Origin of the sequence: Collinsella aerofaciens, from assembly GCF_027679495.1 — a bacterium.
Taxonomy (GTDB): Bacteria; Actinomycetota; Coriobacteriia; order Coriobacteriales; family Coriobacteriaceae; genus Collinsella; species Collinsella aerofaciens_AK.
The window spans coordinates 1-26871 of record NZ_JAQEKC010000027.1; the positions used below are offsets into that span (position 1 = coordinate 1).

The 26871-nt window shown below is 60.1% G+C and carries 24 protein-coding genes; 17 read left to right on the forward strand and 7 right to left on the reverse strand.

The genetic code is table 11. The annotated features are described in order from the left end of the window. Nucleotides 1–113: 113 nt before the first annotated feature. Both PGW49_RS08840 and PGW49_RS08845 read right to left on the reverse strand, forming a co-directional pair. Nucleotides 114–1097: a DNA/RNA non-specific endonuclease gene (locus PGW49_RS08840; protein WP_270226283.1), complete on the reverse strand. Its 984-nt coding sequence runs from the start codon at nucleotides 1095–1097 to the stop codon at nucleotides 114–116. 119 nt (nucleotides 1098–1216) lie between these two features. Continuing rightward, nucleotides 1217–2227 (reverse strand): LacI family DNA-binding transcriptional regulator, encoded by a 1011-nt coding sequence (locus PGW49_RS08845; RefSeq protein ID WP_040359542.1) that lies wholly within the window; start codon nucleotides 2225–2227, stop codon nucleotides 1217–1219. A 415-nt stretch (nucleotides 2228–2642) separates the two neighbouring features. Between PGW49_RS08845 and PGW49_RS08850 the strand changes: the two genes are divergently transcribed. The 6 genes from PGW49_RS08850 to PGW49_RS08875 all read left to right on the forward strand — a co-directional run bounded on the left by PGW49_RS08850 (nucleotide 2643) and on the right by PGW49_RS08875 (nucleotide 8639). Beyond that, entirely contained in the window at nucleotides 2643–4115 is a 1473-nt protein-coding gene (locus PGW49_RS08850) for a PTS fructose transporter subunit IIC (protein WP_006235614.1), read from the forward strand. 144 nt (nucleotides 4116–4259) lie between these two features. Then, the gene (locus PGW49_RS08855) at nucleotides 4260–5534 is read left to right on the forward strand and encodes a class II D-tagatose-bisphosphate aldolase non-catalytic subunit (RefSeq protein WP_006235615.1); all 1275 of its coding nucleotides are present in this window, start codon (nucleotides 4260–4262) and stop codon (nucleotides 5532–5534) included. Nucleotides 5535–5659: 125 nt separating this feature from the next. Continuing rightward, entirely contained in the window at nucleotides 5660–6343 is a 684-nt protein-coding gene (gene fsa, locus PGW49_RS08860; protein WP_006235616.1) for a fructose-6-phosphate aldolase, read from the forward strand. Between the two features lie 63 nt (nucleotides 6344–6406). Beyond that, the gene (locus PGW49_RS08865) at nucleotides 6407–7237 is read left to right on the forward strand and encodes a transketolase (RefSeq protein WP_117746489.1); all 831 of its coding nucleotides are present in this window, start codon (nucleotides 6407–6409) and stop codon (nucleotides 7235–7237) included. Further along, the gene (locus PGW49_RS08870) at nucleotides 7237–8175 is read left to right on the forward strand and encodes a transketolase family protein (RefSeq protein WP_270226284.1); all 939 of its coding nucleotides are present in this window, start codon (nucleotides 7237–7239) and stop codon (nucleotides 8173–8175) included. Before PGW49_RS08865 ends, PGW49_RS08870 begins: the two co-directional genes overlap by 1 nt. Nucleotides 8176–8186: 11 nt before the next feature. Next, nucleotides 8187–8639, forward strand: a complete 453-nt coding sequence (locus PGW49_RS08875) for a PTS sugar transporter subunit IIA (RefSeq protein WP_117746490.1) — start codon at nucleotides 8187–8189, stop codon at nucleotides 8637–8639. A 130-nt stretch (nucleotides 8640–8769) separates the two neighbouring features. Here PGW49_RS08875 and larE read toward each other — a convergent pair whose 3' ends face one another. Continuing rightward, on the reverse strand, nucleotides 8770–9648 hold the full coding sequence (gene larE / locus PGW49_RS08880) for an ATP-dependent sacrificial sulfur transferase LarE (RefSeq protein ID WP_270226285.1): 879 nt from the start codon (nucleotides 9646–9648) through the stop codon (nucleotides 8770–8772). Nucleotides 9649–9821: 173 nt separating this feature from the next. Here larE and PGW49_RS08885 point away from each other — a divergent pair, with 173 nt between their 5' ends. Next, nucleotides 9822–10472 carry an HAD family hydrolase gene (locus PGW49_RS08885; RefSeq protein WP_270226286.1) on the forward strand — a complete coding sequence of 217 codons (651 nt, stop codon included), beginning with the start codon at nucleotides 9822–9824 and terminating at the stop codon, nucleotides 10470–10472. 113 nt (nucleotides 10473–10585) lie between these two features. Here the strand turns inward: PGW49_RS08885 and PGW49_RS08890 are convergent, their stop codons facing one another. Further along, entirely contained in the window at nucleotides 10586–11698 is a 1113-nt protein-coding gene (locus tag PGW49_RS08890; RefSeq protein WP_035138733.1) for a LacI family DNA-binding transcriptional regulator, read from the reverse strand. 315 nt (nucleotides 11699–12013) lie between these two features. On the opposite strand from PGW49_RS08890, the gene glmS reads away from it, so the two are divergent. Continuing rightward, the gene (gene glmS / locus PGW49_RS08895) at nucleotides 12014–13861 is read left to right on the forward strand and encodes a glutamine--fructose-6-phosphate transaminase (isomerizing) (protein WP_270226287.1); all 1848 of its coding nucleotides are present in this window, start codon (nucleotides 12014–12016) and stop codon (nucleotides 13859–13861) included. Nucleotides 13862–13974: 113 nt separating this feature from the next. Here glmS and PGW49_RS08900 read toward each other — a convergent pair whose 3' ends face one another. Continuing rightward, nucleotides 13975–14676, reverse strand: coding sequence for a GntR family transcriptional regulator (locus tag PGW49_RS08900; protein ID WP_050766156.1), 702 nt, complete (start codon nucleotides 14674–14676; stop codon nucleotides 13975–13977). Nucleotides 14677–14869: 193 nt separating this feature from the next. On the opposite strand from PGW49_RS08900, the gene PGW49_RS08905 reads away from it, so the two are divergent. From PGW49_RS08905 to PGW49_RS08915, 3 genes are all read left to right on the forward strand, one after another. After that, nucleotides 14870–15904: a YeiH family protein gene (locus PGW49_RS08905; RefSeq protein ID WP_138375056.1), complete on the forward strand. Its 1035-nt coding sequence runs from the start codon at nucleotides 14870–14872 to the stop codon at nucleotides 15902–15904. A 266-nt stretch (nucleotides 15905–16170) separates the two neighbouring features. After that, the gene (locus PGW49_RS08910) at nucleotides 16171–17403 is read left to right on the forward strand and encodes a helix-turn-helix domain-containing protein (RefSeq protein WP_270226288.1); all 1233 of its coding nucleotides are present in this window, start codon (nucleotides 16171–16173) and stop codon (nucleotides 17401–17403) included. A 69-nt stretch (nucleotides 17404–17472) separates the two neighbouring features. Beyond that, nucleotides 17473–18048 carry a hypothetical protein gene (locus PGW49_RS08915; protein WP_270226289.1) on the forward strand — a complete coding sequence of 192 codons (576 nt, stop codon included), beginning with the start codon at nucleotides 17473–17475 and terminating at the stop codon, nucleotides 18046–18048. A gap of 55 nt (nucleotides 18049–18103) precedes the next feature. On the opposite strand, the gene PGW49_RS08920 is transcribed toward PGW49_RS08915, so the two are convergent. Further along, entirely contained in the window at nucleotides 18104–18625 is a 522-nt protein-coding gene (locus PGW49_RS08920; protein WP_270226290.1) for a nitroreductase family protein, read from the reverse strand. 294 nt (nucleotides 18626–18919) lie between these two features. On the opposite strand from PGW49_RS08920, the gene PGW49_RS08925 reads away from it, so the two are divergent. The 4 genes from PGW49_RS08925 to PGW49_RS08940 all read left to right on the forward strand — a co-directional run bounded on the left by PGW49_RS08925 (nucleotide 18920) and on the right by PGW49_RS08940 (nucleotide 23611). Next, nucleotides 18920–19210, forward strand: a complete 291-nt coding sequence (locus tag PGW49_RS08925) for a hypothetical protein (RefSeq protein ID WP_006235631.1) — start codon at nucleotides 18920–18922, stop codon at nucleotides 19208–19210. Nucleotides 19211–19390: 180 nt separating this feature from the next. Then, entirely contained in the window at nucleotides 19391–19891 is a 501-nt protein-coding gene (locus PGW49_RS08930) for a MarR family winged helix-turn-helix transcriptional regulator (protein WP_270226291.1), read from the forward strand. Next, nucleotides 19891–21615: an ABC transporter ATP-binding protein gene (locus PGW49_RS08935; RefSeq protein WP_270226293.1), complete on the forward strand. Its 1725-nt coding sequence runs from the start codon at nucleotides 19891–19893 to the stop codon at nucleotides 21613–21615. Before PGW49_RS08930 ends, PGW49_RS08935 begins: the two co-directional genes overlap by 1 nt. Before the next feature lies 1 nt (nucleotide 21616). Further along, on the forward strand, nucleotides 21617–23611 hold the full coding sequence (locus tag PGW49_RS08940) for an ABC transporter ATP-binding protein (RefSeq protein ID WP_195503960.1): 1995 nt from the start codon (nucleotides 21617–21619) through the stop codon (nucleotides 23609–23611). A 109-nt stretch (nucleotides 23612–23720) separates the two neighbouring features. Here PGW49_RS08940 and cysE read toward each other — a convergent pair whose 3' ends face one another. Next, complete coding sequence (gene cysE / locus PGW49_RS08945; protein ID WP_035138740.1) at nucleotides 23721–24425, reverse strand: serine O-acetyltransferase; 705 nt, start codon at nucleotides 24423–24425, stop codon at nucleotides 23721–23723. A 223-nt stretch (nucleotides 24426–24648) separates the two neighbouring features. Here cysE and PGW49_RS08950 point away from each other — a divergent pair, with 223 nt between their 5' ends. Next, nucleotides 24649–25296, forward strand: coding sequence for a VTT domain-containing protein (locus PGW49_RS08950; protein WP_270226292.1), 648 nt, complete (start codon nucleotides 24649–24651; stop codon nucleotides 25294–25296). Nucleotides 25297–25585: 289 nt separating this feature from the next. Beyond that, nucleotides 25586–26638: a branched-chain amino acid aminotransferase gene (locus PGW49_RS08955; RefSeq protein WP_035138743.1), complete on the forward strand. Its 1053-nt coding sequence runs from the start codon at nucleotides 25586–25588 to the stop codon at nucleotides 26636–26638. Nucleotides 26639–26871: the final 233 nt, after the last annotated feature.

The window sequence follows — 26871 nt, forward strand, 5'->3', positions numbered from 1 at the left end:
CCGGGGCCCGTGGGTTATACCCTAAGAGCAAACCACCCTTTTTAAGGGTGGTTCTGATTCCTTGGGGACGGAGGAAAACGGATCATTTAGGCTTTGGGGCAGCTTGGTCGGTCCTAGTCTCCCGAGGCCTGATTGCGGCCGGTGGTGTAGTCGATCTGCACGTGCGGCTGCAGGTTGTAGCAATATACGTGGAAGCAGAGGGTCTTGCCGTGGTCCTCGACCGATTGCGCCTCAAGGCGCATGCCACGGCAGACAAGTTCCTCTTCGTTATACATAGGCGTGACGCGGTAGAGCACATGGTTGCCCGTATCGCGAATATAGTTGAGAATCTGCTCTTCAAACGGCAGCATGCCCGTCTCGTTGAGATAGCGCGTGCCGGTGAGGAGATTCTTGCGGTTGGCGTTTTCGCCGCAGAGCGACCAGGCGATAAGGTGGCAGCGGTTGTAGAGGCTCTGGCCCGGAATAAAGTCGTAGCGCTGCTGGCGCCATCCAGCGGGATGGATACGCGAGATATCGCCGCGCTCGCCTTGACCGAGTGATTCGGGGCCCACGCAGGCAAGCGCTTTGCGGGTGCGGCCCAGGCTGTCGAGCTTGGAGAACTTCTTAAAGCAACCCTCTTCTGTAGCGCGCTCGTATTCATCGAGTGTGAATGATGGCGTGCCGAGCGGGTGCGTGCTGTCGGCGCGAAGGGCAACATAGGGGTTGCCGGCGTAGTCGGGAATGCTGCTGAGATAAACACCGCGGGCGCGGTTGAGGTCGGGGTTTTCGACCTCGTCGATGGGGGTGGCGGCGCTGTCCGCGGAAGCGCCGTCGCCGGTGTCGGTTGCGGCGGAATCGGAGCCATCGCCAGAGTCTTGGCTATTTTGAGAGTCCGAGGAGCTCGCTGTTCCCGATTCGAGTCGGGCAACCAGGTCTGCCTCGTCGTCGGTGCGGCTGGGACTCTCGTTTTGTTTTTCGGCCAGAGCCGCCGCCTGCTCATCGCCTTGCGGCGACAGCAACTTGGGCGCTCCGTCGAGCGATCCCGTAAACAGCGCAAACCCCAGCACCACGGCGGTGCCGATGGAAAGTGCTTGCTTGTAGGCGGGCTTGCGCGACATTGAGGCTCCTGGATGGACGGTTGGGAATCTACCAGTCTAGCAGGAGCCGGCAAGGGCCGTTCTGTCGAACAAATACTTAAGATTTGAGACAAACGCTACTGATTCATTTGTCCCGCGGTCTAGATCGAGGTGGAGTCGAGCCAGTTGAGCTTGCACTCGAGAATGCGCTGCTCGCCGGGTTCGCTGCTTCCGTCAAGTAGGGCGAGCAGCATCTCGGCTGCTTCGCGACCTTCTTGGTCGACGGGCTCGATGATGGTGGAGACGGTCGGTGTGGTGAGATTAGTCCAGTCTTCGCAGTTGAGTCCCAAAAGGCCGATTTGCTGCGGAAGCAGATGGGCCATTGGCTGGAGGGCCTTGTAGACACGGGGAAGTGCCCACTGATTTTGCACGAAGATAAGGGTTCGCTTGGCGGGATTGAACTTGAATTTAAAGTATTCAGTGAGCTCGTTGATTGACGGCTTGTTGTGATCGATGGGAATCGCTTTGTAGAGCTGCCCGTTCGCTGCCAGCGCCTCGGCATACCCCTGAAAACGCTCCATGCGGGTGCGCATTTCGGTCATGTTGGCGGCAATGGAAAAGAAATCTTCGTAGCCGGCGTCGAGGAGTGCCTGTGTGGCGTTGTACACGCCGTCGTAAAGGTTGGTTTTGATCCAGCTGGTACCTGGGCTATAGATGGCCGCATCGAAAAAGACGACCGGCTTGCCGGCGCGTCTAATGCGGTCATGCACGGCTTTGAAGTTTGCCGTGGGCTGGATGATAAAGCCATCGACGCCCAGCGAGAGCATCTTGTCGACGTACATGAGCTCGGTCTCGGGGTTAAAGTTGCTCGTGCAAACGACCGTCTGGTAGCCCGCGGGGAGCATGACCTGCTCCATGCCATTGAGAACGAGCCCCGCCCATTTGTTGGTGTTATCCAAAATGATGATGGCAATGACGTGGGTTTGCTTGCCGGTGAGCGTCTGCGCTTGGGCGTTGGGAACGTATCCGAGTTCCTTAATGACGCGCGCGATTTTGTTCTGCGTCTTCTCGCTAAGCTTTTCTCGTTTGTCGTTGAGGTAATACGAGACGCTTGCCGTCGAGGTTCCCGCCTCTCGAGCGACGTCTGCGATCGTAACGCGCTGTTTTGCCACAGCGACTCCTTCCGACAGATGAGCATTTTCCAACATGATGACTTTGAGTCTTGGTGAAGGATACGCTTCGGTGAGCGGCTTTTTCCTTTCATATGAGTATGCAACAAATGCGGCATACGGGTGGGGTCGAAATTTGTGACCGGCATGCGCATCTGCCGTCTACCGAGAAAATCAAATACTTCTTGACTTTTGAAATCGAGGGCAAAATCGCAGGATTCATTTTTGGTTAAACGCATAACTAAATCGCATAACCAACGCTCTGACCTGCGCGTTTACCGAAATAAGCTGGCATTAAGAAAAACGAGCACCTATATTGTTCTTGTCGAAAAGACAGCAAGTCCAAACGGCAGGGGATGCTCCGGAGGCCTCCGCAAACGGTGTCTTGCGCACGCAACTCTATGAAAAGAGGGAAGCAATGAAGATCGTAGGCGTTGCCGCCTGTACTGTGGGTATCGCCCACACGTATATGGCCCAGAAGGCGATTCAGGATGAATGCGCCGCCCGTGGCATCGAGTGCAAGGTCGAGGCTCAGGGTGGCCTGGGTATCGAGAATGAGCTCACGCAGGAAGACGTGGACTCCGCCGACCTGGTCCTGGAGTCCGTCGACGTGGGTGTCGAGAACGAGGACCGTTTTGAGCAGAAGATGGCCGAGGGCAAGTTCCTGAAGGTCGGCACCTCTGATGTAATCGCCGATCCGGTAAAGATCATCGACCAGGCCATTGAGATCATCAAGGCGACGGGTGGCGCCGTTGACGCGCCCAAGGCCGAGGCCAAGGCAGAGAAGAAGGCCGTCTCCGCTGCCCCGCAGGCCCCGACACCGGCGTCCAAGCAGTCTATCTTTGCCGATCCTGGCAAGACGCTGCTCAATGCATTCAATACCGGCGTTTCCTATTTTATCCCCATCGTCGTTATCGGCGGCGTGTTTCTTGCCTTCTCGCTGGCATCCGGTACCGCCGGCGCCAACGGCATGGAGGTTACGAACCCGCTGATGGTGAGCCTTAACACCATCGGCATGGCCGGCATCTCCATGATGATCCCGGTGCTTGCGGCATACATCTCCTACTCGATGGCCGGCAAGCCCGCGCTCGCCCCCGGTTTTGTCCTGGGCTACCTGGTCAATAACGCAGTCGTTACCCCTAACGGCAACAGCGTTTCGACCGGCTTCTTGGGCGCCATGATCATGGCGGTCATCTGCGGCTACTTTGTCCGCTGGATGAAGACCTGGAAGGTCAACAACACCATCCAGACCATCATGCCCATCCTGATCATCCCGATTCTGACCTCGCTTGTCCTGGGCATGGCCTATATCTACATCCTGGCCACGCCGCTTGGCTTTGTGATGGACTGGCTCACCGGCGTGCTCGGCAGCCTGCAGGGCGGTTCCGCAGTTGTCCTGGGTCTGGTCATTGGCGTTATGACCGCCTTCGATATGGGTGGCCCCATCAACAAGACCGCCTCGACCTTCACCATGGCCATCATGGCCTCCGGTATCTACGGTCCTAACGGTATGTTCCGCGTCGCCGTCGCCGTTCCCCCGATCGCCTGTGGCCTCGCTGCGCTCATCGCCAAGAACAAGTTCGATGACGCTGACCGCCAGATGGGCATCTCCGCGCTGTTCATGGGCTGCATCGGTATTACCGAGGGCGCTATCCCCTTCGCGGTCAAGGACCTCGGTCACACCCTGCCCGGCATTTGCATCGGCTCTGCCGTGGGTGCGGCACTTGCCGCCTTCCAGGGCATCGACTGCTACGTCCCGCACGGTGGCTTTATCGTCGCCCTTGCCACCAACAACGTCGCGCTGTTCTGCCTGGACATCGTGATTGGCGCCGTGGTCGCCGCCGCAATCCTGATTGCCATGAAGCCCACGCTCGATAAGCAGGCCAAGTAAACCTTTAAGGACTCCGGTTGTGCGGAGGGATGGATTTGACTCCGCACAACCGCCCCTACACAACAAAATCCATCCGTACTGATAGGGCCCACATCTGGGTCCCAGGGAACTTTTGTCAAAAATCCTCTGGAGAAGGAGAACAAAATGTCCAACCTCACCATCCGTCAGGCCGTTCAGGGCATGCTCAAGCTGCAGGATAGCGGCGATCACGCAACCATGGTCGGCATTGGCCCCATGAGCCCCAACCTGATTCAGGCCGTGTTCGAGCTTGCCAAGGACGAGGATTTCCCGCCCATGTTTATCGCCAGCCGCAACCAGGTCGATATGGACGAGATGGGCGCCGGCTACGTCAACGGTTGGGACCAGACGCGCTTTGCCGCCGACATCAAGAAGGTTGCCGACGAGGTGGGTTACACCGGTCCGTACTACCTGTGCCGCGATCACGGCGGTCCGTGGCAGCGCGACGAGGAGCGTAACGCCCACCTGCCCGAGGACGAGGCCATGGAGCTCGCCCGCAAGTCCTTCGTCGCCGACATGGAGGCGGGCTTTGACCTGCTGATGGTCGACCCCACCAAGGACCCCTATCAGATCGGCAAGGTTATTCCGCTCGACGTGGTGCTTCGCCGCACGATCGATCTTATCGACTACCTTGAGCAGTACCGTCGCGAGCATAACCTGCCCGAGGTCGCCTATGAGGTCGGTACCGAGGAGACCAATGGCGGCTTGACCTCTACCGATAAGTACGAGGAGTTCATTTCTCAGCTGCAGCCCGAGCTCGAGAAGCGCGGCTGCCCCATGCCCACCTTTATCGTCGGCCAGACCGGCACCCTTACCCGCTGGACGGAGCAGGTCGGTCACTACAACTTCAAGAACGCCCGCGAGCTTGCCGATATGGCCAAGCGCTATGGCGTGGGCCTGAAGGAGCACAACGCCGACTATCTGGACGACGCGACGCTGCTCGAGCACATCCCGGCACACGTGACCGCCTCCAACGTCGCTCCGCAGTATGGTACCGAGGAGACCCGCGCCTACCTCAAGCTCTGCGCCACCGAGCAGATCCTGGTCGACAACGGTCTGTGCGATGACCCCTCCGACCTGTATCACACGCTGCTGGTCAAGGCTATCAAGACCGAGCGCTGGCGCAAGTGGATGACTGGCGACGACGTCAACCTGCAGGTCGATGACATCCTTGCCGACGATGAGCTCAGCCTGAAGATCCTGGATGTCTCCGGCCACTATGCGTTCAACGATCCCGAGGTCAAGGAGCAGGTCGAGAAGCTCTATCGCAACCTCGCTGCCCAGGACATCGACGGCAAGCGCTTTGTGATCGAGCACATCAAGCGCCCGATCAAGCAGTACGTCGTCGGTCTTAACCTCAAGGGCGTCACGAGCCGCATCGAGAAGGCTCTCGAGGACTAAGTAGCTTTTCCTACACGACGCCGGGCCTGGGGCATGTCCCAGCCGCAGGCCCGGCACATAGGACAAAGGGACATCCCCTTTGTCCTATTTTTTGAGTTTTGGATTCCTTCGAAGGAGTTTGCACCATGAAGTTCTTTATCGATACTGCCAATCTGGACGAGATCGCCGAGGCCAAGAGCTGGGGCTGCCTGGCCGGTGTTACCACCAACCCGTCCCTGTACGCCAAGACCGGCGGCAAGCTTGCCGACTTTGAGCCGCATATGCTCAAGATTGCCGAGCTCTGCGAGGGCCTGCCCGTTTCCGCCGAGTCTACCGCTACCACTGCCGAGGGTATGATCGAGGAGGGCAAGCGCCTTGCCGCCCTCGCCCCCAACATCGTGGTCAAGCTTCCCGTGTGCGAGGCCGGCCTTGCCGCCTGCCGTGCACTGGCCGATGCTGGCGTGCGCGTCAACATGACGCTCGTCTTCTCGCCGACGCAGGCCCTTATGGCCGCCAATGCCGGTGCTCGCTACATCAGCCCGTTTGTCGGTCGTTTCGATGACATCGCCGAGGACGGTATCTCGCAGCTCGACAACGTCGTGACCTGCATTAAGAACTACGACTGGACGGGCAAGAACGTCGACGACACCGTCGAGATCATCACCGCCTCGGTTCGTACGCCCAACCACGTGACCCAGGCCGCGCTACTCGGTGCCGATATTGCGACCGTGCCCATGGCCGCTCTCAAGAAGTGCCTGCATCATCCGCTGACCGACCAGGGCCTCGCCTCTTTTGAGGCTGACTGGCAGAAGGTCGTCGCTCAGGCTTAACGAGTGGATTGCCCCGGCATCGCGTCATCCGGTGCCGGGGTTGTTCTCAAGAGAGGAATTCGTATGACCAACCAGGAGCTGGCGAAGGTCGCCAATGAGGTCAGGAAGGGTGTCGTGACTGCGGTTCACGCGGCCAAGTCGGGACACCCGGGTGGATCGCTCGGTGCTGCCGACATCATGACGTATCTGTACTTTGAGGAAATGAATATCGATCCTGCCGACCCTCACAAGGCCGATCGCGATCGCTTTGTGCTCTCCAAGGGTCACGCGGCGCCGGGCCTGTATTCGGTGTTGGCAAATCGCGGCTATTTTCCCGTCGAAGAGCTCGAGACGCTCCGTCATATTGGCAGCCGACTGCAGGGCCATCCCAACATGAACGACGCCCCTGGCATCGATATGTCCACCGGATCGCTCGGTCAGGGCATCTCTGCTGCAGTTGGAATGGCGCTTGCCGCTAAGCACTGGGGCGACGGCTACCGTGTCTACACGTTGCTGGGCGACGGTGAGTGCGAGGAAGGCCAGGTGTGGGAAGCGGCCATGTTCGCCGGCAACCATGCGCTCGACAATCTTGTTGCCGTCGTCGACCACAACGGCTTGCAGATTGACGGCACGATCGATGAAGTCAACTCGGCCATGCCGCTCGCTGACAAGTTCCGCGCCTTTAAGTGGCATGTGATCGAGCTCGCCGACGGTAACGACATGGCGCAGATTGCCGCCGCCTTTGCCGAGGCCCGCAAAGTGAGCGACTCGCCCGTGGCCATTATCGCCGAGACGGTGAAGGGCAAGGGCGTCTCCTTTATGGAAAACCAGGTGGGCTGGCACGGCAAGGCACCCAACGATGAACAGTTTGAGCAGGCCATGGCCGAGCTCGCAGCAGCAGGGGAGGAGCTCTAATGGCAGACGTCAAGAAAGTCGCCACGCGCGTTAGCTATGGCGAGGCACTTGTCGAGCTGGGCAATGAGCGCGATGACTTTGTGGTTCTCGATGCCGACCTGGCCGCCGCCACGCAGACCGGTAAGTTTAAGGCTGCGCACCCTGAGCGCTTCTACGACGCCGGCATTGCCGAGAGCAACCTGATGGGTCTTGCCGCCGGCATCGCGACCATGGGCCGCGTTGCTTTTGCGAGCACCTTTGCGATGTTTGCCGCCGGTCGCGCCTACGAGCAGGTCCGCAATTCCATCGGCTACCCGCACCTCAACGTCAAGATTGGCGCTACTCATGCCGGCATTTCGGTGGGCGAGGACGGCGCCACGCACCAGTGCTGCGAGGATATCGCACTCATGCGCACGATTCCGGGTATGACGGTGGTCGTTCCCGCCGACGACGTCGAGGCTCGTGCCTGTGTGCGCGCCGCCTATGAGTTTGAGGGCCCGGTTTACATGCGCTTCGGCCGCCTGGCAACACCGGTCATCAACGACTGCGAGGACTATGAGTTCAAGATTGGTCGCGGCGTGGTCGTGCGCGAGGGGTCCGATGTGACCATCATCGCTTGTGGCCTTATGGTCGCCGAGGCGCTTGAGGCTGCCGAGGCGCTCGCTGCCGATGGCATCGATGCCGAGGTCATCAACATGCATACGATCAAGCCGCTCGACGAACGCCTGGTTGTAGCCAGCGCCAAGAAGACCGGTCGCGTGGTCACTGCCGAGGAGCATTCGATTATCGGCGGTCTTGGCGAGGCCGTTGCCTCGGTGCTAGCGGAGCAGTATCCGGTGCCGATGCGTCGCGTCGGCGTGCGCGATGTGTATGGCGAGTCCGGCCCTGCGGTCGATTTGCTGCACAAGTACGGTTTGGACGCCGACGGCATCGAAGCTGCAGTCAGGTCTGTGTTGTAAGGAAGGTTTCCATGGGATTTGTATCTGCCAACCAAGTGACAATCGGGTATACCGCCGCCTCGCGCGAGGATGCCCTGCATTATTTGTCCGATCAGGCCGTCGAGCTCGGCTTTGCTGACGACGCATCTGCCGTAGAGACTGCCTTCATGGCTCGCGAGAACGAGGCCGAGACTGGCCTTGTCGCCGGTTTTGCCGTTCCACATGCCAAAAGCGATGCTATCCACACGCCGGGCGTTGCCGTGCTTAAGCTGGTCGAGCCCGTTGAATGGCCGAGCTTCGATGGTGTGCCCGTCGATGTTGCGCTCGCGCTGTACGTGCCTGCCGGCGAGGCAGGAACCACGCACCTGCGCTTGCTCTCCAAGGCTGCCGTGATGCTGATGGACGCCGGCTTCCGTGACAAGGTGCGCGCGAGCACCGATCCCGTTGAGATTGCGGAGCTCATCAATAGCGGACTCGAAGACTAGAACGGTCATCCCGTTCAATCAATTGATCCTTCTCCAAGGAAAAGGGCCGCGACGCCGTATGGGTGTCACGGCCCTGTTCGCGTTTCCCAAGATAAAACCTGCCGAAATAAACCTGTCCCTTATTGGCAGGTTACTGATTCATGGCACCGTGGATGTAGGGGGTGACCTCAGGGGAGATATGGTCGCAGCCCAGCTCGCGCAGCGCGGACTCGATAACGGCGGGCAGCGGGGTCTTGCCCTTGTCGTCGACGGCGGCACCGCCGAGGGTGGCAATCTTGGCGACATCTGCGGGTGCGGCCTCGATATGCATGCAGCCGCCGACCAGGCGCGCGCGTACCTGTGCCAGATCAAGATCGTGCAGGTAATCCTCGCAGGCGCGAATCAGGGAGACCTTCTCGCGCGTAAGCTCCTCGCCCGTGGGGACGCGCGTGGCAAGACATGCTCCCGCCGGCAGGTTCCAAACGGGATAACCCCATGCGCGCAGCAGCTCGCGCTCTTCGTCCTTGGTAAAGCCGACCTCCATAAGGGGTGAGCGTACGCCGAGCTCTTCTGCCGCACGCATGCCGGGGCGGTAGTCACCGCGATCGCTTGCATTGCTGCCATCGATGACGGTGGGAAAGCCGAGCGACTTGGCGTGGTTGACGATGGCGGTAAAGCCAGCGTGCTTGCAGTGGTAGCAGCGATTGGCATCGTTGCAGGCTACTTGGGGGAGCTGCAGCTGATCCACCGAAAGATTGAGCACGGGGAGCTTAAAATGTGCCCCTTCATTGGCTTGTCCATCAACGGACCGCTCAAACGAAGCCTGCTCGGGCGTGCCGATGAGCGGCGTGGTGAGATGGACGAGGAGGGTATTGGTAGGCATGATGCGGGCGCATACGGCGGCCAAAAAGCTGCTGTCAACGCCGCCGGAAAACCCGATAGCCACGCGCCCGTATGCCAAAAGCAGCTGTTCGAGCGCCGATAGCTTGTCTTGAAGCTCCTCTGCGGGTGCCGTGGTGTCTAAAATCATGAAACGATCCTTATCGTTGAGTACTCGATTGAAAACTATAATCCTAATGCGTTACTTGCCATAAGACTTCTATCTGTGTAACGAAAGTGCAATATGGTATATACGTTATATACAAGTTGTCAAATGCGGTAGAGTTGCGGCAATGCGACAGCGAGAGTCGATGGGGGACCGATATGATCAAGGCTGTTATTTTTGACATGGATGGAACGCTGGTCGATACCGAGCGTTTGGGGATTAGGGCCTGGAAGGCAGGCGCCGCTGAGCTGGGGCTCGCGATTGATGAAGCGCTGATCCATCAGTTTATCGGCCGCACGCTGCCCGATGTTATGGACATCCTCGATAAGCATTATGGCAGCCACGAAACCACCGAGGCGGTCTATGTCCGCCACAAGGAGATTCGCGACGAGATGGTCAAGACCGATCTGGAGCTTAAGGCCGGCGCTGCCGAGTGCATAGACGAGCTGTTGGCTGCGGGCTATCACGTAGGCCTTGCAACGTCATCGCGCCATGTTACGGCCGAGCGCAACCTTAAAGCATTCGGTCTTTTTGACAAGTTTGAAACGGTAACGTGTGGCGAGGACGTCGTGCATGGCAAGCCCGACCCCGAGATGTATCTGCTCGCCTGCGAGCGCGCGGGCTTTACTCCCGAGGAATGTGCCGTGGTCGAGGATTCGCGCAACGGCTGCGTCTCGGGCATTACGGCTGGCTGCCACGTCTTTGCCGTCCCCGATATCGTGCCGCTGCCGCAGGACGTGGTGGATGGCTGCGAGGCCGTGCTCGATACGTTGTTCGATCTGGCGGCGGCGGTCAAGGCCGTGCGCTAGACAATTGCGGCGTTGAAACGAGCAATTGCTTACGTTTGCGCTTAAACAAAAGGGGTCCGGCAATGGTCGGGCCTCTTTTGCTTGAGCGGCGACTTAGCATACTTGCGGGCGTGCTATAGATACGCACCGAGGTTGATGGCCGTGGCGTCGGTCTGGCTGCTTGCCTGGGTGCTGGCGCGTTCCAGCAGGAACGGACGTACCAGTTCTTGGCGGTTGATGTCCTCGGCGGCGGTGACTGCGGTGACGGTGCGCGCTGTAGAGCCGACGCGGATATGCTTGGTCTTTGCTGGGGCCTTGTTCTCGATTTGCTCCATGAGCAATTGAACGCCCTTGCGGCCAATCTCGTAGCCCGGGGGCGCTACCGTAGTGAGCGGGACCGATCCGCTCCAAGCGAGCGGGTTGCCATCGCAACCTGCTACGCGTACTTGCCCGGGGACGGCGATGCCTTTGTCGACCAGCGCCGAGATGACGCCCGAGGCCAGCACGTCGGTCAGGCCGACGACAAAATCGGGGCGTTCGTCGGCGGGGCGCGCGGCGATTTGGGTGCCGATGCCGTAGCCGTCGGCGGCGGTATTCCATTCGCCGGCGTCGATGACTTCGATCTTGATATCGGGATGTAGGGCGAGCGCCTTATGAATGCCAAGGACGCGCAGGGTGAGTTGCATAAATGCTGCTCGGCCGACGACGACAATATGGTGCGCGCCGCGGGCGATGGCGAGCTCGGCGATGATGCGGCCTTGTGCCTCGTTGTCGGCGGCCACGTAGTAGCCGGGCTCGGAGCAATGGATGTCCAGATGGACGATCGGCACGGGCATCTTGGTCAGGGCGGGGTGCCAGTCGGGGGATGCCATGGGCTGAACCATGACGCCGGACATCTGGGTGCCCATAAAGTAGCGCAGGTAATGGTCCTCGAGAATATCGTCGTTATCGGCGTTGGCGATGAGCAGGTCGTAGCCGTGCTTGCGGGCCTCGTTGTGGGCGCCGCTGGCGATTTGGAGTGAAAAGCCGTGGTCGAGACGGGGGAGCACCAGGCCAAAGGACTTGGTGGCGCCGCCCGCGAGCTGACGAGCGCTTTGGTTGGGCAGGTAGCCCAGTCGATTGATGGTTTCGTTAATGAGCTTGAGGGTCTCGGGACGCAGCTTTTCGGGGTGGTTGAGCGCGTTGGAAACCGTGCCCAACGAAACCCCGGCCTCGCGCGCGACGTCGCTGATTTTTACCTTTGCCATAGCGGCCCCTTTGATGCGTTTCAAGTACAAGCCAGATTGTAGCATCGCCCGCCCCTGAGGTGTCAAAACCCGCCTATTAGGGACAGGTTTATTTTGGCAGGTTTTATCTGGGCAAACGATGCTGTCAGACCAAACCACCACGAAGGTGCCTGCCCCCTTCGGGGTGGGGTGTGTGTATCGAGTGGTATTCAAGTTGAGATACCACTTCTGGTATATCAGCTTGCGTTTGCGTGAGTACAATACTCGAACGTTATGCGTCTCAGCGCCCCCTGTGCGTGGACGTTTTGCAGTCAAGCGGACGAAGGGATTTATCCTATGTGCGGAATTGTCGGCTACACCGGCTCTGATATTGCAAAGAACATCCTGGTCACAGGCCTCAAGCGTATGGAGTATCGCGGCTATGACTCCTCGGGCGTCGCGCTCGAGGTGGGCGAGGGCGCCGCGGCGCACCTCGACGTCATCCGCCGCGTGGGCAAGGTCGCGGGCTTGGAGAGCGAGCTTTCCAACATCGACAGCGACGCTACCTGCGGTATCGGCCACACCCGTTGGGCCACCCACGGCAAGCCCTCCGTCGTTAACGCTCACCCCCACACCAGCTGCGACGGTCGTATCGCCATCGTCCACAACGGCATCATCGAGAACTTCGCCGAGCTGCGCGAAGAGCTGGAGGGCCGCGGCCACCACTTTAAGAGCGAGACCGATACCGAGGTCTTCGCGCATCTGATCGAAGAGGCTTATGCCGAGACGCACGACCTGATGGCCTCCGTGCGCGAGGCTTGCGCCCACGTGGTCGGTGCCTATGGTCTGGCCGTCGTGTGCGCTGACGAGCCCGGCGTGATCGCCGTGGCCCGCAAGGATTCCCCGATCGTGGTCGGCGCGGGCGAGACCGGCGCCTATGTCGCCTCCGACGTCATCGCGCTCATCGACGCCACCCGCGATGTCGTGGTGCTCGAGGACGGTCAGTTTGCCAAGCTTACGCCCGCAGGCGTCGAGTACACCGATGAGGCCGGCAACGTTATCGAGCCCAAGGTCACCCACATCGACTGGGACCTGGACATGGCAGAAAAGGGCGGTTATCCCGACTTTATGCTCAAGGAGATCCACGAGCAGCCGCGCGTCGTGCGCGACACGCTGGTGGGCCGCATGACGCCGGCCGGCGAGCTCGACATCGACGAGCTGGGCCTTTCGCTCGAGGAGCTCAACGACATCGACCGCGTCTACGTGATCGCTTGCGGCACCAGCTATCACGCTGGCCTCATTGCCAAGAATCTCATTGAGGGCTGGGCTCGCATCCCCACCGAGGTGGAGGCGGCCAGCGAGTTCCGTTATCGCAACCCCATCATTACGCCGACGACGCTTGTCGTTGCCGTGTCCCAGTCGGGCGAGACGGCCGATACCCTTGCCGCCATTCGCGATGCGCGCATCAAGGGTGCCAAGGTCTTCGGCATCACCAACGTGGTGGGCAGCCCCGTGGCGCGTGAGAGCGACGGCGTCATCTACACCAAGGCCAACAAGGAGATCGCGGTCGCCTCGACCAAGAGCTTCATCGGCCAGGTCGTGAGCCTTACGCTTTTGGCTCTGCTGCTGGCGCAGGTCAAGTACCGCTTGACCACCAAGCAGGCGCGCATGCTGTTCCGCGAGCTTTCCGATACGGCCGAGCAGATCCAGTGGATTTTGGATACCCAAACCGAGGCCGTGCATGAGGCCGCCCTGCTGTGCAAGGACGCGCAGTCGGCGCTGTTCGTGGGCCGTGGCATGGGTGCCGCTATTTCCTACGAGGGCGCGCTCAAGCTCAAAGAGGTCAGCTACCTGCACGCCGAGGCCTACGCCGCCGGTGAGATGAAGCACGGCCCCATCGCGCTGATCGACCCGGGCTTCCCTGTCATCGCCGTGGCCACCAAGAGTGCCATCTACGACAAGACCGTGTCGAACCTCATGGAGTGCAAGGCGCGCGGCGCCAAGGTCATCGTCGTTGCCACCGAGGGCGACGAGGAGATCAACAAGATCGCCGACTGCATTATCCGCGTGCCAGCAGTCCGCGACGTGTTCAGCCCCATCACGGCGAGCGTCCCGCTGCAGCTGCTCGCCCGCGAGGTCGCCATCCTGCGCGGCTGCGACGTCGACCAACCCCGAAACCTGGCGAAAAGCGTCACGGTCGAGTAGTTGGTTCCGCCGTTCTAGCGACTAAGGCCCGGCTCCGCATCAAGACGGAGCCGGGCCTTGTTGCATTTGCTCGGATAAAACCTGCCAAAATAAACCTGTCCCTATTTGGCAGGTTAGCGGAGCTTGCTGGTCTCGAAGTACTCGGGGAACTGGTCCAGAACCTCGGTTTGATTGCGGAACATCATGTGCAGGTGCTTGCTGACCAAAAAGCTCGCTTCGATGGGGTCGCGACCGGCGATAGCGCGGCGAATCTGCTTGTGCTCGTTCACGATGTCCTGATTGTCGAGAACCTGCGTGGCGGCGCGCAGCCAGCGGAAGCGCTCCAGGTCGGCATTGGTCTCTTCGAGCCACGACCACACGGTGCTGCGACATGCGATGCTAAAAATCATGTGATGCATGAGGTTGTCGCTCAAAAAGAAGCCGATGCGATCCTCCTCGGCCATGGCCTTTTCCTGCAGCACGATGGCGCGGTCGAGCTGCTCGATGCCGGCCGACGTGGCGCGCGCACAGCACTCCACAATCACCTGCTTTTCCAGATGCTCGCGGATGTAACAGGCACTCTCGGCAAGGGTGAGGTTGATGGGCGAGACGTAGGTGCCGCTCTGGGGCACGGTGCGCACCAGGCCTTCCTGCGCCAAGCGAACCAAAGCCTCGCGCACGGGCGTGCGACCCATGTCCAGGTCATCGCAAAGCTGCTTGACGCCCAGCTTTTCGCCCGGCTTGTAGTCCAGGTAGACGATTTTGCGTCGAATGGTGTGGTAGGACTGGTCCTGTAGGCTCGTTTCCTGCTCGCCGACGTGCATCGATTCTTCCATAGCGCCTCGCAACTGTTCTATCAAACTCATATGTCAGTTGTTAATTATGCCGCGAATCAGCTCTCCGCGGTGGGTAATTCGGCTGTTGCCTGAGAACTATCGCGGCATCTTAGTCTGTGTTTGCGCAAGGCTGTGCTCAATGTTGCCGTATCATAAGCCGTCGCAAACGTGAAATAGAAAGAAGGAATCCCATATGCAACTGGCAAATATCGTACGCGAGCGCTGGAAAGGCGTCTTGTTCTGCCTGATCATCGCCATTCCCGCGACGTTGCTCGGCAAACAGGTTGAGGTGGTCGGCGGTCCGGTATTCGCCATCCTCTTTGGCATGGTCCTGGCGCTCGTCTTTCCCAAGAATCGTCGCGAACAGCTCGCCGCCGGCGTCACCTATACGTCCAAAAAAGTCTTGCAGTACGCGGTTATCCTGCTTGGCTTTGGCATGAACCTCTCCCAGATTCTGTCCAAGGGCGCCCAGTCGCTGCCGATTATCGTGGCGACAATCTCGACCTCGCTTGTCATCGCCTTTGTGCTCTGCCGCGTTATGAACGTGCCGGGTAAGATCGCGACGCTTGTGGGTGTGGGTTCGTCGATTTGTGGCGGTTCTGCCATCGCCGCGACCGCACCCGTCATCGATGCCGACGATCGCGAGATTGCCCAGGCTATTTCGGTCATCTTCCTGTTTAACGTTATCGCGGCGCTCGTGTTTCCGACGCTCGGCGGCATGCTCGGGCTGACCAACGAGGGCTTTGGCCTGTTTGCCGGTACCGCCATTAACGACACCTCGTCCGTAACGGCTGCGGCGAGCGCTTGGGACAGCATGCATCCCGGCGCCAATGTGCTCGAGAGCGCCGCGGTGGTCAAGCTCACCAGGACGCTGGCCATTATTCCTATCACGCTGGTCCTCGCATGCTGGCAGATGCATCTGGCGCGCAAGGCCGGCGGCGACGCCAAGAGCACGTTCTCGTTTAAGCGCGCATTTCCCATGTTCGTGCTGTTCTTTGTGCTGGCGAGCGTGATCACCACGGTGTTTCAGCTTCCCGCGTCCTTTACGGCGCCCATCAAGGAGCTGTCGAAATTCTTTATTGTGATGGCCATGGCGGCTATTGGCTTTAATACCGATATCGTCGAGCTGGTCAAAAAGGGCGGCAAGCCCATCGCATTGGGCTTTTGCTGCTGGATTGGCATTGCGTGCATGAGTTTGGGAATGCAACACGTACTGGGAATCTGGTAGAGAAGTAGCTTGTTTGCGTGCTGGTTGCTGGTGAGCGCATTCTCACGGTGGAGCGATAGGAGCTCTTGCGGGTATGGCTTGTCCGCAGGTTTATAAGTCCCGAAGAGCTCTTATCGCCCCGCCAGGATGGCGATGCGGGGCAACACCTATACTCGCAGGACGGCGCTTTCTGCCCTATAGTGTTTGGTGAGCAATATCGTTCAATTTTGAAACACTCGGTCGTGCGACCGTCGGCGGCTGCATGTCGCCGCGGACAGGGGCAAATCATGGATAGCGATGCCAAGCTGAACATCTTGACCGAGGCCCTGGCTGCTGCCGGGGCCTCGGCATTGGCAATCGATGCGCGTGGGGACGTCGCGATCTCGACCATGAATGACGCGGCGCTCGAGCGGGATGTGGCGGCTTTTGTCGCTGAGCGCCTCGACCGTATAGGAGACGGCGCGCGTCTGGTTATGGGACGTGCGGGTGCGCGCCTGAGCCTGACCGTTCGCCCCACCGACAAAGAGGGCGGGGGCCTTTGGGTCGTCGTGGTCCGCGAGGTGCGCGGTGCCGCGGCGCATGCGGGTATCGAGTGGCTCAACGCCGACGAAGTTGAGGCTCGCTACGAATCGAGCGCGTACGGCATCGTTGAGGGGGCGGCCTCGGTGGCTGCGCCGGTTGCAGAGAGTTACGCGCGCGGTGTGCCCCTTATGCTCGAGGGCGAGCTGGGAGCGGGTCAGGTCGAGATCGCCAAGCGCCTCTATCTGGACGGTCCTTTTGCCGGTCAGCCCTTTGTTTCCGTCGCGCTCGATGAACTCACCGATCGCGGTTGGCGCCATGTGCTCAAAAGCGCCGAATCGCCGCTGTTCCAAACGGGGCTGACCCTTTGCATTGAGGACTGGAATGCGGTTGGTCCCCAACGCCTTCGCGAGCTCGTTTCCACGATGGCCGACACCGCGTTGGCGACGCGCTGCCATGTGGTGCTGACGGCGAATGACATGCCGGGCGGCAGCGAAAGTGATCAAGCCGCTTTTGTGACCGAGCGCTTCGCCTGTGCGGTGAGCGTGGCGCCGGCAATCGCCGAGCAGGGAGCCGCGTCGAAGAAGGTTGCGCGCTATTTGGAATATCTCGCTGACGCATTTGGGACGTCAGCGCCCACGCTGTCTGCCGCGGCGGCGAAGACGCTCGATGCTTACCGCTGGCCGCGCAATTATCTGCAGCTCCGCGAGGTCTCGGAACGACTGTATATATTGGTGGGGGCGGGCACGGTGGACCGCACTGTGGCGGAGGAAGTGCTCGCCCAAGAGGACGTGATTAAGACCGCAACCTTTGGCGCCCCGACACTCGAAAGTGATCTGTATATCCTGCGACCGCTGGCCGATACCGAGCGAGATATCGCGCATTTGGTTGTAGATCATCTCCACGGCAACCGAACCCGTGCGGCGGAGGTGCTGGGCATAAGCCGTACAACGCTGTGGCGCTTGCTGAAGGACGATGACCGTTGGGCGAGGCGCCCGTGACCGCGCGCGACGCGTGTGCTACAGTCCAAAGCGTTATTGTTTCGATTTGGTTACGGCGTGCGAGGGCATATGGCTGAGACTTCAAAACCGAGCCGCAGAAGGCGGAGCGCTGCGCCGGTTAACCGACGCACGACATCGGTGACGTGGGGCAAACACGCCTCGGGGTTTGATGGCTCGTTCAAGCGCACTAAATACGGTTATCCTTCGGCAAGCGCCCGCTTGGCTATGCAGGCCGAGTCGTCGCTGTGGGGCCGCAAACGCGTGGTGGGCTCAAAGCTCAAGCACGACGGCACGCTTGGTTACATCAGCCGCGGGGCGGCTCGCCGCAGCGGACTCAATCCGGCTGGTTGGCACCGTTATGTTCCGATCGCGGTCGCCGTTGCAGTGATCGTCATCGCACTCGCTGCGCTTGGCTACGCCGGCGGTGGCGCCAACTTGGACGCAGTGTTTAAATCGCCCGAGCTCGCGCATGCAGGCACAGAAGTTATCGAGGGCGCTCAGACCCAGACGGGCGTCGCGCCCCAGCGCGGTATCGTTGCGGCGGCCTCCACCATCGCCGATGCACAAAAGGACGAAGACAAGCAAGGCGACGACGCCGAAACGACCCAGACAAGCGAAGCGACGACAACTCAAATATCAACATAGCTTGCCGGCAGAAGGGGACGTTCCTTTTCTGCCGGCAGTTTGGGACACTCCTGCGCTACTTGACGTACACCACGTTGTCGCGGCGGGGTTTGGGCTCGGGTAGCGTGTCCTCGGCGTAGCCAAGAATGCAGTTACCGACACCGCGCAGGCTGCCGTCGGCGGGCAGGCCCCAGCTGGCCAGCAGCTCCAGGCCCTCGGGCGAGTCAAAGACCTCATGCGCGCGGTGAATCCAGCACGAATCGACACCCAGTGCATAGGCGGCGTTGAGCAAGTTGCCCATGGCGAGCGAGCCGTCTTCCAGATGTGTGGGCACGCTGCGGTCAACCAGCACCACCACAACGGTCTTGGCGCCATAGAAGGGGTCGCTGTTGCTGTCCATGACCTGGGCGTTGAGCTGTGAGAGACGCTCGACGGTCGCGGGGTCGGTGACGGCGACAAACGTCACCGGCTGGCGGCCCATGCCGCTCGGTGCATATTGGCCGGCTTCGATAATCCGTGCAAGCTTTTCGGCCTCGACGGGACGATTGCTGTATTTGCGGCAGCTGCGGCGGTGAATGAGTGTTTCGATAGTCTCCATGGTGTCTCCTTGCGGTGGCGTTGCAGATGCCCCGTTCATACCCGTCGGGCTTAAACGATAGACGGTCAATTGCCCGGCCAAAAGGATGGATTCCAATTGGGAAAGTAGGTTTGCATAAAAGTACCTTCAGAATGTGACAAACAAATGGGATGGTTAAACGTTTTATCCCGTCTACCCTGCGGTTTTTTACCACTTGCCTAAATGACGAACGCATAACCTCTGATAAAGGTTTTACTAAAGGAGTACCAACGTTTATCAATGCGCCGTGGTGGCGCCGGGCCAGGAGGTAACATCATGTTCCAGGCTGGAGATGTCGTCGAGACCGATTTCGAAGGATTTCTGAAGCTGCTGCGTTCCAAGACGCGCGCTTTCGTGTCGATCAACGATCACGAGTACTACATCACGCACACCGATGGCTATTGGCGTGTTCAGGATTGCGAGGCCCTCAACGACAAGGGCCACTTTACTGACTGCTCCGAGCTGGTCAACACGGTCTGCGAGGTTGTCGAGCTGCCGTGGATTGCCGGCAAGAGCCTGCATGACAGCTTCTCGGGCGCTACGGTCTATGAGGCCGTCGCCGCTTAACAGGCAATAAAACTCGATTTTCACGTGACCGCTGGCGCCGCCCCCGCGCCGGCGGTCTTTTTCTGCCGATAGGCCATAAAAATGCACGCATTCGCGGAGAGCCTGTTGACGATAGTCAAAACTCGGACTAATGTAGAGATATAAATTGGTCAAAACTCGGACTATCGAATGGTGGGAGAGATGAATAGTGCAGTTAGCCTGGTCGATTTCGACCGGATGCTCAACGGGCTTGACCGTATCTATTCGGAGTTCGCGCGCGCCTGCGGTCTTTCGGACTGCGCCTACTGGATGCTCGTCGACACGAGTGCAGCGGGCGGAAGCGTTGCCGTGAGTCGGCTGACGAGTGAATGGTTCTACAGCAAACAGACCATCAATTCGGCGATCAAGACGCTTAGGGCGCGAGGGCTTGCGACGTTGGAGTTTGCCGAGGGCAGTCGTAAGAACAAGGTTGTGCGACTGACCGAAGAAGGCGTGCAGTTTGCCAAGCGCTACGCGTTGCCGGCGCAAAAAGCCGAGCAACAGGCATTCGAGGCGCTCGAGCCGTGGGAGCAGCGCGAGATCATGCGCTTGGTCGGTAAGTTCTCCCATGTTCTGAACGAAGAGTGCGAGGCATTTATACGGCAAGTGGCCGCCGAGAACGAGGCTGACGATAAGGGCGAGGGGGACGCATGCGACTCTTAATGAGATTTATGAGGCCGTACCGCGGTCTGATTGCGGTGACGCTGTTTGCGGTGCTGATAGATAACGTCGGTACGCTGTTGGTTCCCACGATGCTGGCGAACATGGTCAACACCGGTATTGCCACGGGCGATGTCGACTATATATTACGCAACGGCCTGTACATGCTTATCGCGACCGGCATGGCCAGCGGCGGCACGGTGCTGGGCTGCTATCTTTCAGCGCGCCTGGCCGCCAACGTGGCCTGCGATATCCGCAATGCCGTGTACGACAAGTCGCTCGAGCTGTCCGCCAGCGACTTTGAGCGCTTTGGCATGGGTTCGATGATCACACGCTCGCTCAACGACATCAACGTGATTCAGCAAGCTGTCCTTCAGACGATTCAGCTGGTGTTGCCGGTGCCGTTCTTGGCCGTGGCAGGCATCATTTTTGCTTGGTTCATCGATCCCGCCATGGGCACGCTGCTGGGCGTGGTCGTTGCGATCGTGTTGGTGGCGGCGGTCTTTACGGTGGCTAACGCCGCGCCGATCTTTATGCGCCTGCAGAGCTTTATCGACCGCATGAACGTGGTGCTGCGCGAGAACATCGTGGGCGTGCGCTTCATCCGCGCATTTAACAAGGAGCGCCACGAGGAGCAGCGCCTGGACGAGGTGTTTAGCGATTACGCGGCCAACGCCATCAAGGTCAACCACCTGTTTGTGGGTCTCGACAGTTCCAGCTTCTTTTTGATGAATATCGCCGAGGTGGCGGTGCTGTGGGTGGGCGGCAACCGCGTGGGCGTCCACGCCATGCGAATCGGCAGCATCTCGGCCGTGTTGGAATACGCGATCCTGATCCTTTTCTTTGTGATGATGGCGCAGATGGTGATTCTGACGCTCCCGCGCGCTGCGGCGTGTCTCAACCGTGCGCAACAGGTGCTCGAAATCGAGCCGAGCATCGTGGACGGCAAGCGCACGCTAGATACGTGCGCGGCGGAGCCTGTTGACGGTACCGATGCGGTTGCCGTGTTCGACCATATGTCGTTCCGTTTTGACGATGCCGACGAGGACACTCTGTGCAACCTGAGTTTTGCCTGCCGCCGCGGACAGACGACCGCGATCGTGGGCTCAACGGGCTCGGGCAAGTCAACGGTGGCCAAGCTCCTGCTTCGCTTCCACGATGCAACGAAGGGCGCCATTCGCCTGAACGGCATCGATCTGCACGACCTTTCGCAAGATGAGATCCGTGGACACATCGCCTATGTGCCGCAGAAGGCGTGGCTGTTCTCGGGCACCGTTGCAAGCAACCTGCGCTTTGGCAACGAAGGCGCGACTGAGGCTGACATGCTCCATGCGCTGGAGGTTGCCCAGAGCACCTTTGTGCTCGACCAGCCCCAGGGGCTCGATACGCCGGTGGCCCAGGGCGGCACGAACTTCTCGGGCGGCCAGCGCCAGCGCCTGGCCATTGCTCGCGCACTCATGAAGCGCGCCGATCTATATATCTTCGACGATAGTTTTTCGGCCCTGGACTTTAAGACTGATGCCGCCCTGCGCCATGCGTTGCAAGACGAGACGCGTGACGCTGCGGGGCTCATCATCGCGCAGCGCATCTCGACTATTTTGCATGCCGACCAGATCGTTGTGCTCAAGGACGGCGAGGTCGTGGGCTTGGGCACGCATGGCGAGCTTATGGAAACCTGCGAGGTGTACCGCGCCATCGCGGAATCGCAAATGAAGGGAGGTGAGTAGCATGACCGGGGAGCTCAAGAAGCAGGGCGGCGTTGATGACGCCGCTGCCGCGGGACTGGTCGAGGAAACGGCTGCCGCGTCGACCGAGCTGGATGACGCCGCCAAGCGCGAGGCTCGCCGCCAAGCGCTCTACGAGGAAAACGAGCGCGCCGAGGACGAGCGTGCCCGTGCCGAGGCAGAGCGTATGCGCGACGTGGACGACGAAGAAGAGGACGAGACGCCCCGGGATACCTGGGCGACGGTGCGCCGCTTGTGGAGCGAGGCCGTCGGCGACCATTGGCGCTTCTATATCGTGTTCGCGAGCATTGTGTTCTATGTCATCTTTAACACCGCCGCGCCGGCATATAGCGCCCGCGTGATCGATGAGCTGTGGGGCCACATTCAGGTAGCGTTTGCCAACGACACCACTTTCAGCATCACCTGGGAGAACTGCGGCAGGACTATCTTCATCTACTTTTTGATTTGGACGGCCGCCGCTTCGTTCTACGCGCTCCAGAGCTTTTTGATGTCGAGCGTGGCCGAACGCCTCAATCTGCGCCTGCGCAACCGCATCGCGCAAAAGCTCAACCGTCTGCCGCTCGCCTATTTTGACGCGCATCGTCCCGGCGAGGTCGTCAGCCGCGCGACCAACGACCTGGACAAGATGTCCGAGAGCATGCAGCGCGGATTGCTGCAGCTGCTCGTGTCGATCGGCACGGTTGTTGGTGCTGTGAGCGTGATGTTCGTGTTCAGCGTGCAGCTTACGCTCGTCTTTCTGTTCTTTACGGCACTGTCGCTGCTGGTGACGAAGGTCGTCTCGCGCCGCACACACGATGTGACGGGCGAGCGCCAGGAGTGGGTGTCCAAGATTACGAGTGCGGTCGAGGAAGGCTATTCGGGCCGTCTGGTGATCCGCGCGTTTAACCGCGAACGTCAGAGCTCCGCTGAGGTGCACGAGGCTTCGAAGGAACTGGCTCGTGTGAGTACCAAGGCCGACTTTATGATCAATGCCGTCGGCCCTGCGGTGCGCTTTATCGGTCGTTTGGCGCAGATTGTGATCGCGCTGGTGGGCTGCAGCATGCTGGTTGCCGGTCACATGACCGTCGGCGTGTTCCAGGCGTTCTTCCAGTTTATCTACGAGGCGTCCGAACCCATGACGCAGCTGTCGTTTACCTTCAACTCGCTGCAGAGCGCGCTGGCGAGTGCAGAGCGCGTGTTCGACCTGCTCGATGAGCCCGAGATGGAGGCCGATCCGCTGCCGGACAAGGCCGCCAAGCTGCCGGGTCGCGTGGAGGGCCGCGTCTCCTTTGAGCATGTGCGCTTTGGTTATTCGCCCGACAAGCCGCTTATGCGCGACGTGTCGTTTACCGCCGAGCCGGGCCAGAAGATTGCCGTGGTGGGAACCACGGGCGCAGGCAAGACGACGCTCATCAACCTGCTCATGCGCTTCTATGAGATTGACGGCGGGCGTATTACGCTCGACGGCGTGGATACGAGCCGCATGGACCGCGGCGAGCTACGTCAGCAGTTTGGCATGGTGCTGCAAGACGCCTGGCTGTTCGATGGCACGATTGCCGAAAACATCGCCTACGGCTGTCCTGAGGCGACGCGCGACGAGATCGTGGCCGCCGCTCGTGCCGCGCAGGTCGACTTCTTTGTGCGCACCATGCCGCAGGGCTACGACACGCGCGTGGCCAACGATGCCGAGAGCATCAGCCAGGGCCAGCGTCAGCTGCTGACCATCGCACGCGTGCTGCTCAACAACCCGGCGATTCTCATCTTGGACGAGGCGACCTCAAGCGTGGATACGCGTACCGAGCTTGCCATCGGTCGTGCCATGGACGCGCTCATGCGCGGGCGTACGAGCTTTGTGATCGCGCACCGCCTGTCGACGATTGTGGATGCCGACCTGATCTTGGTCATGGATCACGGCAACATTATCGAGCAGGGCACGCATAAGGAGCTGCTGGCTGCCGAGGGTGCCTACGCCGACCTCTATCTGAGCCAGTTCGCATAATGTGACAAAGGGACAGTTCCGCATGTCACATCACAAATAAGGCGCGTTAGGGGTGAATCCTCTGGCGCGCCTTTGCGTTGGCGTCAATGTTGTCGGTGGCCGTCCGCCTCTAGCGCTCGTCCACGAGCTTGGCGACGAGGGCCTTGAGCTCGGCCACCTCTCGCTCGAGTTCCTTGACGCGGCGGGCATTCTCGGTGATGCCTTGACGGTTGAGCGCGGATTGCTCGGCGGCATCGTCGGGCATGTACTCGCGATGCTGCTTGGCATCGAAGCTCTCCTCGAACACGCGGCAGCCGTTGCGCTTGATGATGCGTCCCGGCACGCCCACGACGGTGCAGTTGTCGGGCACGTCCTTGACGACAACCGAGTTGCCGCCGATCTTGACGTTGTTGCCGATGCGGATGTTGCCGAGCACCTTGGCGCCCGTGCCCACGGTGACGTTGTTGCCGAGCGTTGGGTGGCGTTTGCCGGTCTCGTTGCCGGTGCCGCCGAGCGTGACGCCCTGGTAGAGCACGCAGTTGTCGCCCACGATGGTGGTTTCGCCGATGACGACGCCCATGGCGTGGTCGATAAAGAAGTGCTTGCCGATCTGTGCGGCGGGATGAATCTCGACGCCGGTGATGTGGCGGGTGATTTGCGAGAGCACGCGGGCGAGCGAGCGATGACCGTGCTCCCAGAGCCAGTGCTCGGGCACGTGGTTCCACTTGGCGTGCAGGCCAGGATAGGAAAGGAAGATGACCAGACCGTTTTGCGCGGCGGGATCCTGCGCTTGGACGGTCTTGATGTCCTCGCGAATGGTATTGATAAAGCTCACCGGCCGCCCTCCCTTAGCGCCATGGCAATGCGATTCAATAAAGTATAGCGATTCGCTAGGGATTAGGAAGGACAATCTTGGCGGCATTGCGCAACAGGTGTCAGTTATGCAAACTTGCTGGTAATGGAGTCATGCTTTTGTGGGGTTGCGCACGAGGGGGCACCGCAACCGTATACTGGTCAACTTGGACGTATCCGCGCCCACAACTGAGAGGTTTTACTTCATGGGTTTCATCAATTTTATCGCCGAGCTGCTCAAAGACCCGCGCACCGCGATTGCCAGCTGGATCGCCGCCGGCCCGCTTATGGCCTACGGCTGCGTGTTCCTGATTATCTTTATCGAGACGGGCGTGGTGTTCTTCCCGTTCCTTCCCGGCGATTCACTGCTGTTTGCTTCGGGCTTCTTTGCCCACAACGGTGGCTTTAACATCGTGGCTCTGCTGGCCGTCGCATGGGCTGCTGCCATCCTGGGTGACCAGTGCAACTTTATGATCGGTCACTTCTTTGGCAAAAAGATTATCGCTTCGGGCAAGGTCAAGGCCATGACGCCCGAGCGCATTAAAAAGTCCGAGGACTTCTTGGACAAGTGGGGCCACCTGGCCATTTTCCTCGGCCGCTTCTTCCCGTTTATCCGCACCTTTGTGCCCTTTATCGCTGGCATGGGTGGCATGCACTGGCGCAACTTTGTCGTCTTTAACGTGCTGGGCGGCATTACCTGGTCGACGGTCTTTACGCTGCTGGGCTACTTCTTTGGCGGCATCCCCTTTGTGCAGGAGCACTTTGAGCTGCTGATCGTCGGCATCGTTGCCGTGTCGATCATCCCGACCGTGGTCGGTCTGGTTAAGGCTAAGCTGGGCAAAAAGAACGCGTAGCTCGAGCCAGCGCGCAAACCGTGCAGTTGAGGCCCGTCACCGCTTACGGTGGCGGGCCTCTTTAGTTTCGGTCAAATGAAAATACTTTACTTAGTTAAAGAAAAGCGTTTTATCAGACGCGTACGGGGAGTACAATCTCGTGCATGCGAATCGACGTGCCATCGGCTTTGATGCTGTTCGCGTGTCCCGTCCGGCTCTACGCTCCGGGCGTGCGACGTTGCGACGCGGTCGGCCTCGGTCCTTGCGTGCGGGTTCGCGAGTTTGCAACTGTGTATGTAAGGAGCGACATATGACTGTCGAGAAGAAGGATATCGATTGGGGTAGCCTCGGCTTTGGCTACATGAAGACCGATTACAGCTACGAGGCTCATTGGAAGGATGGCGAGTGGGACGAGGGCGGCCTGACCACCGACCACACCCTGCATGTCTCCGAGTGCGGCGGCATCTTCCATTACTGTCAGGAGGTCTTTGAGGGCCTGAAGGCCTACACCGCCGAGGACGGCAGCATCGTCTGCTTCCGTCCCGACATGAACGCTGAGCGTATGTACAACTCTGCCCAGCGCCTCGAGATGCCCCCGTTCCCCAAGGACAAGTTCGTTGAGGCCGTCAAGCAGGTCGTCTCTGCCAACGCCGCCTGGGTTCCGCCCTTCGGTTCTGGCGCGACCCTGTACGTGCGTCCGTTTATGATCGGCTCCGGTGACGTGATCGGCGTGGCTCCCGCTCCTGAGTACACGTTCCGTATTCTCGTGACCCCGGTCGGTCCGTACTTTAAGGGTGGCCTTAAGCCCGTTAAGCTGCGCGTTTCCGAGTACGACCGCGCCGCACCGCACGGCACCGGCAACATCAAGGCCGGCCTGAACTACGCCATGTCCCTCAAGCCCACGATGGAGGCCCATCGCGAGGGCTATGCCGAGAACCTGTATCTCGACTCCGAGTCCCGCACCTATGTCGAGGAGACCGGTGGCGCCAACGTCCTGTTCGTGAAAGAGGATGGCACGCTCGTCGTTCCGCAGTCGCACACCGACTCCATCCTGCCCTCCATCACCCGTCGTTCGCTCGTTCAGGTCGCTCAGGACCTGGGCATGACCGTTGACCAGCGTCCCGTCGAGTGGGCCGAGGTCAAGGCCGGTACCTTTGTGGAGTGCGGCCTGTGCGGCACCGCTGCCGTCATCTCTCCGGTTGGCGAGATTGACAACAAGGTTTACGGCGCCGACGAGACCGTGACCTTCCCGGCTGGCTACACCGAGATCGGCCCTGTGATGAAGAAGCTTCGCGAGACCCTGACTGGCATCCAGTCCGGTGCTGTCGAGGATAAGCACAACTGGGTTTACACCGTCGCGTAAGCAGTCTTAGCTGTCCGGCCCGAGGGCGGCCTTCCCTCCCGGCGCGTCCTCGGACATGAAAGAACCCCCGCTGCGCACTTCGTGCGGCGGAGGTTCTTTCGTCCTGCGGAGTGCGCCGGGAGGGAACTTGCTCTCCGCCCTGCGGGCTCGGCGTTGCCACAACGGGCAATAATTAAGGCTCTGTTAGACCAGAATTGACATTCTGCCTCAATCATCTTTTTGAAATTGCAAAG

Excerpts from the sequence above, each read along its gene's own strand:
- PGW49_RS08885 (WP_270226286.1), top strand. The coding sequence starts at position 9,822 with ATGATCAAGGCTGTTATTTTTGACATGGATGGAACGCTGGTCGATACC.
- larE (WP_270226285.1), bottom strand. The coding sequence starts at position 9,648 with ATGATTTTAGACACCACGGCACCCGCAGAGGAGCTTCAAGACAAGCTA.
- PGW49_RS08840 (WP_270226283.1), bottom strand. The coding sequence starts at position 1,097 with ATGTCGCGCAAGCCCGCCTACAAGCAAGCACTTTCCATCGGCACCGCC.
- PGW49_RS08910 (WP_270226288.1), top strand. The coding sequence starts at position 16,171 with ATGGATAGCGATGCCAAGCTGAACATCTTGACCGAGGCCCTGGCTGCT.
- PGW49_RS08925 (WP_006235631.1), top strand. The coding sequence starts at position 18,920 with ATGTTCCAGGCTGGAGATGTCGTCGAGACCGATTTCGAAGGATTTCTG.
- PGW49_RS08955 (WP_035138743.1), top strand. The coding sequence starts at position 25,586 with ATGACTGTCGAGAAGAAGGATATCGATTGGGGTAGCCTCGGCTTTGGC.
- PGW49_RS08940 (WP_195503960.1), top strand. The coding sequence starts at position 21,617 with ATGACCGGGGAGCTCAAGAAGCAGGGCGGCGTTGATGACGCCGCTGCC.
- PGW49_RS08920 (WP_270226290.1), bottom strand. The coding sequence starts at position 18,625 with ATGGAGACTATCGAAACACTCATTCACCGCCGCAGCTGCCGCAAATAC.
- PGW49_RS08900 (WP_050766156.1), bottom strand. The coding sequence starts at position 14,676 with ATGGAAGAATCGATGCACGTCGGCGAGCAGGAAACGAGCCTACAGGAC.
- PGW49_RS08875 (WP_117746490.1), top strand. The coding sequence starts at position 8,187 with ATGGGATTTGTATCTGCCAACCAAGTGACAATCGGGTATACCGCCGCC.
- PGW49_RS08865 (WP_117746489.1), top strand. The coding sequence starts at position 6,407 with ATGACCAACCAGGAGCTGGCGAAGGTCGCCAATGAGGTCAGGAAGGGT.
- PGW49_RS08950 (WP_270226292.1), top strand. The coding sequence starts at position 24,649 with ATGGGTTTCATCAATTTTATCGCCGAGCTGCTCAAAGACCCGCGCACC.
- PGW49_RS08855 (WP_006235615.1), top strand. The coding sequence starts at position 4,260 with ATGTCCAACCTCACCATCCGTCAGGCCGTTCAGGGCATGCTCAAGCTG.
- PGW49_RS08930 (WP_270226291.1), top strand. The coding sequence starts at position 19,391 with ATGAATAGTGCAGTTAGCCTGGTCGATTTCGACCGGATGCTCAACGGG.
- PGW49_RS08905 (WP_138375056.1), top strand. The coding sequence starts at position 14,870 with ATGCAACTGGCAAATATCGTACGCGAGCGCTGGAAAGGCGTCTTGTTC.
- PGW49_RS08890 (WP_035138733.1), bottom strand. The coding sequence starts at position 11,698 with ATGGCAAAGGTAAAAATCAGCGACGTCGCGCGCGAGGCCGGGGTTTCG.
- fsa (WP_006235616.1), top strand. The coding sequence starts at position 5,660 with ATGAAGTTCTTTATCGATACTGCCAATCTGGACGAGATCGCCGAGGCC.
- PGW49_RS08870 (WP_270226284.1), top strand. The coding sequence starts at position 7,237 with ATGGCAGACGTCAAGAAAGTCGCCACGCGCGTTAGCTATGGCGAGGCA.
- glmS (WP_270226287.1), top strand. The coding sequence starts at position 12,014 with ATGTGCGGAATTGTCGGCTACACCGGCTCTGATATTGCAAAGAACATC.
- PGW49_RS08850 (WP_006235614.1), top strand. The coding sequence starts at position 2,643 with ATGAAGATCGTAGGCGTTGCCGCCTGTACTGTGGGTATCGCCCACACG.
- PGW49_RS08915 (WP_270226289.1), top strand. The coding sequence starts at position 17,473 with ATGGCTGAGACTTCAAAACCGAGCCGCAGAAGGCGGAGCGCTGCGCCG.
- PGW49_RS08935 (WP_270226293.1), top strand. The coding sequence starts at position 19,891 with ATGAGATTTATGAGGCCGTACCGCGGTCTGATTGCGGTGACGCTGTTT.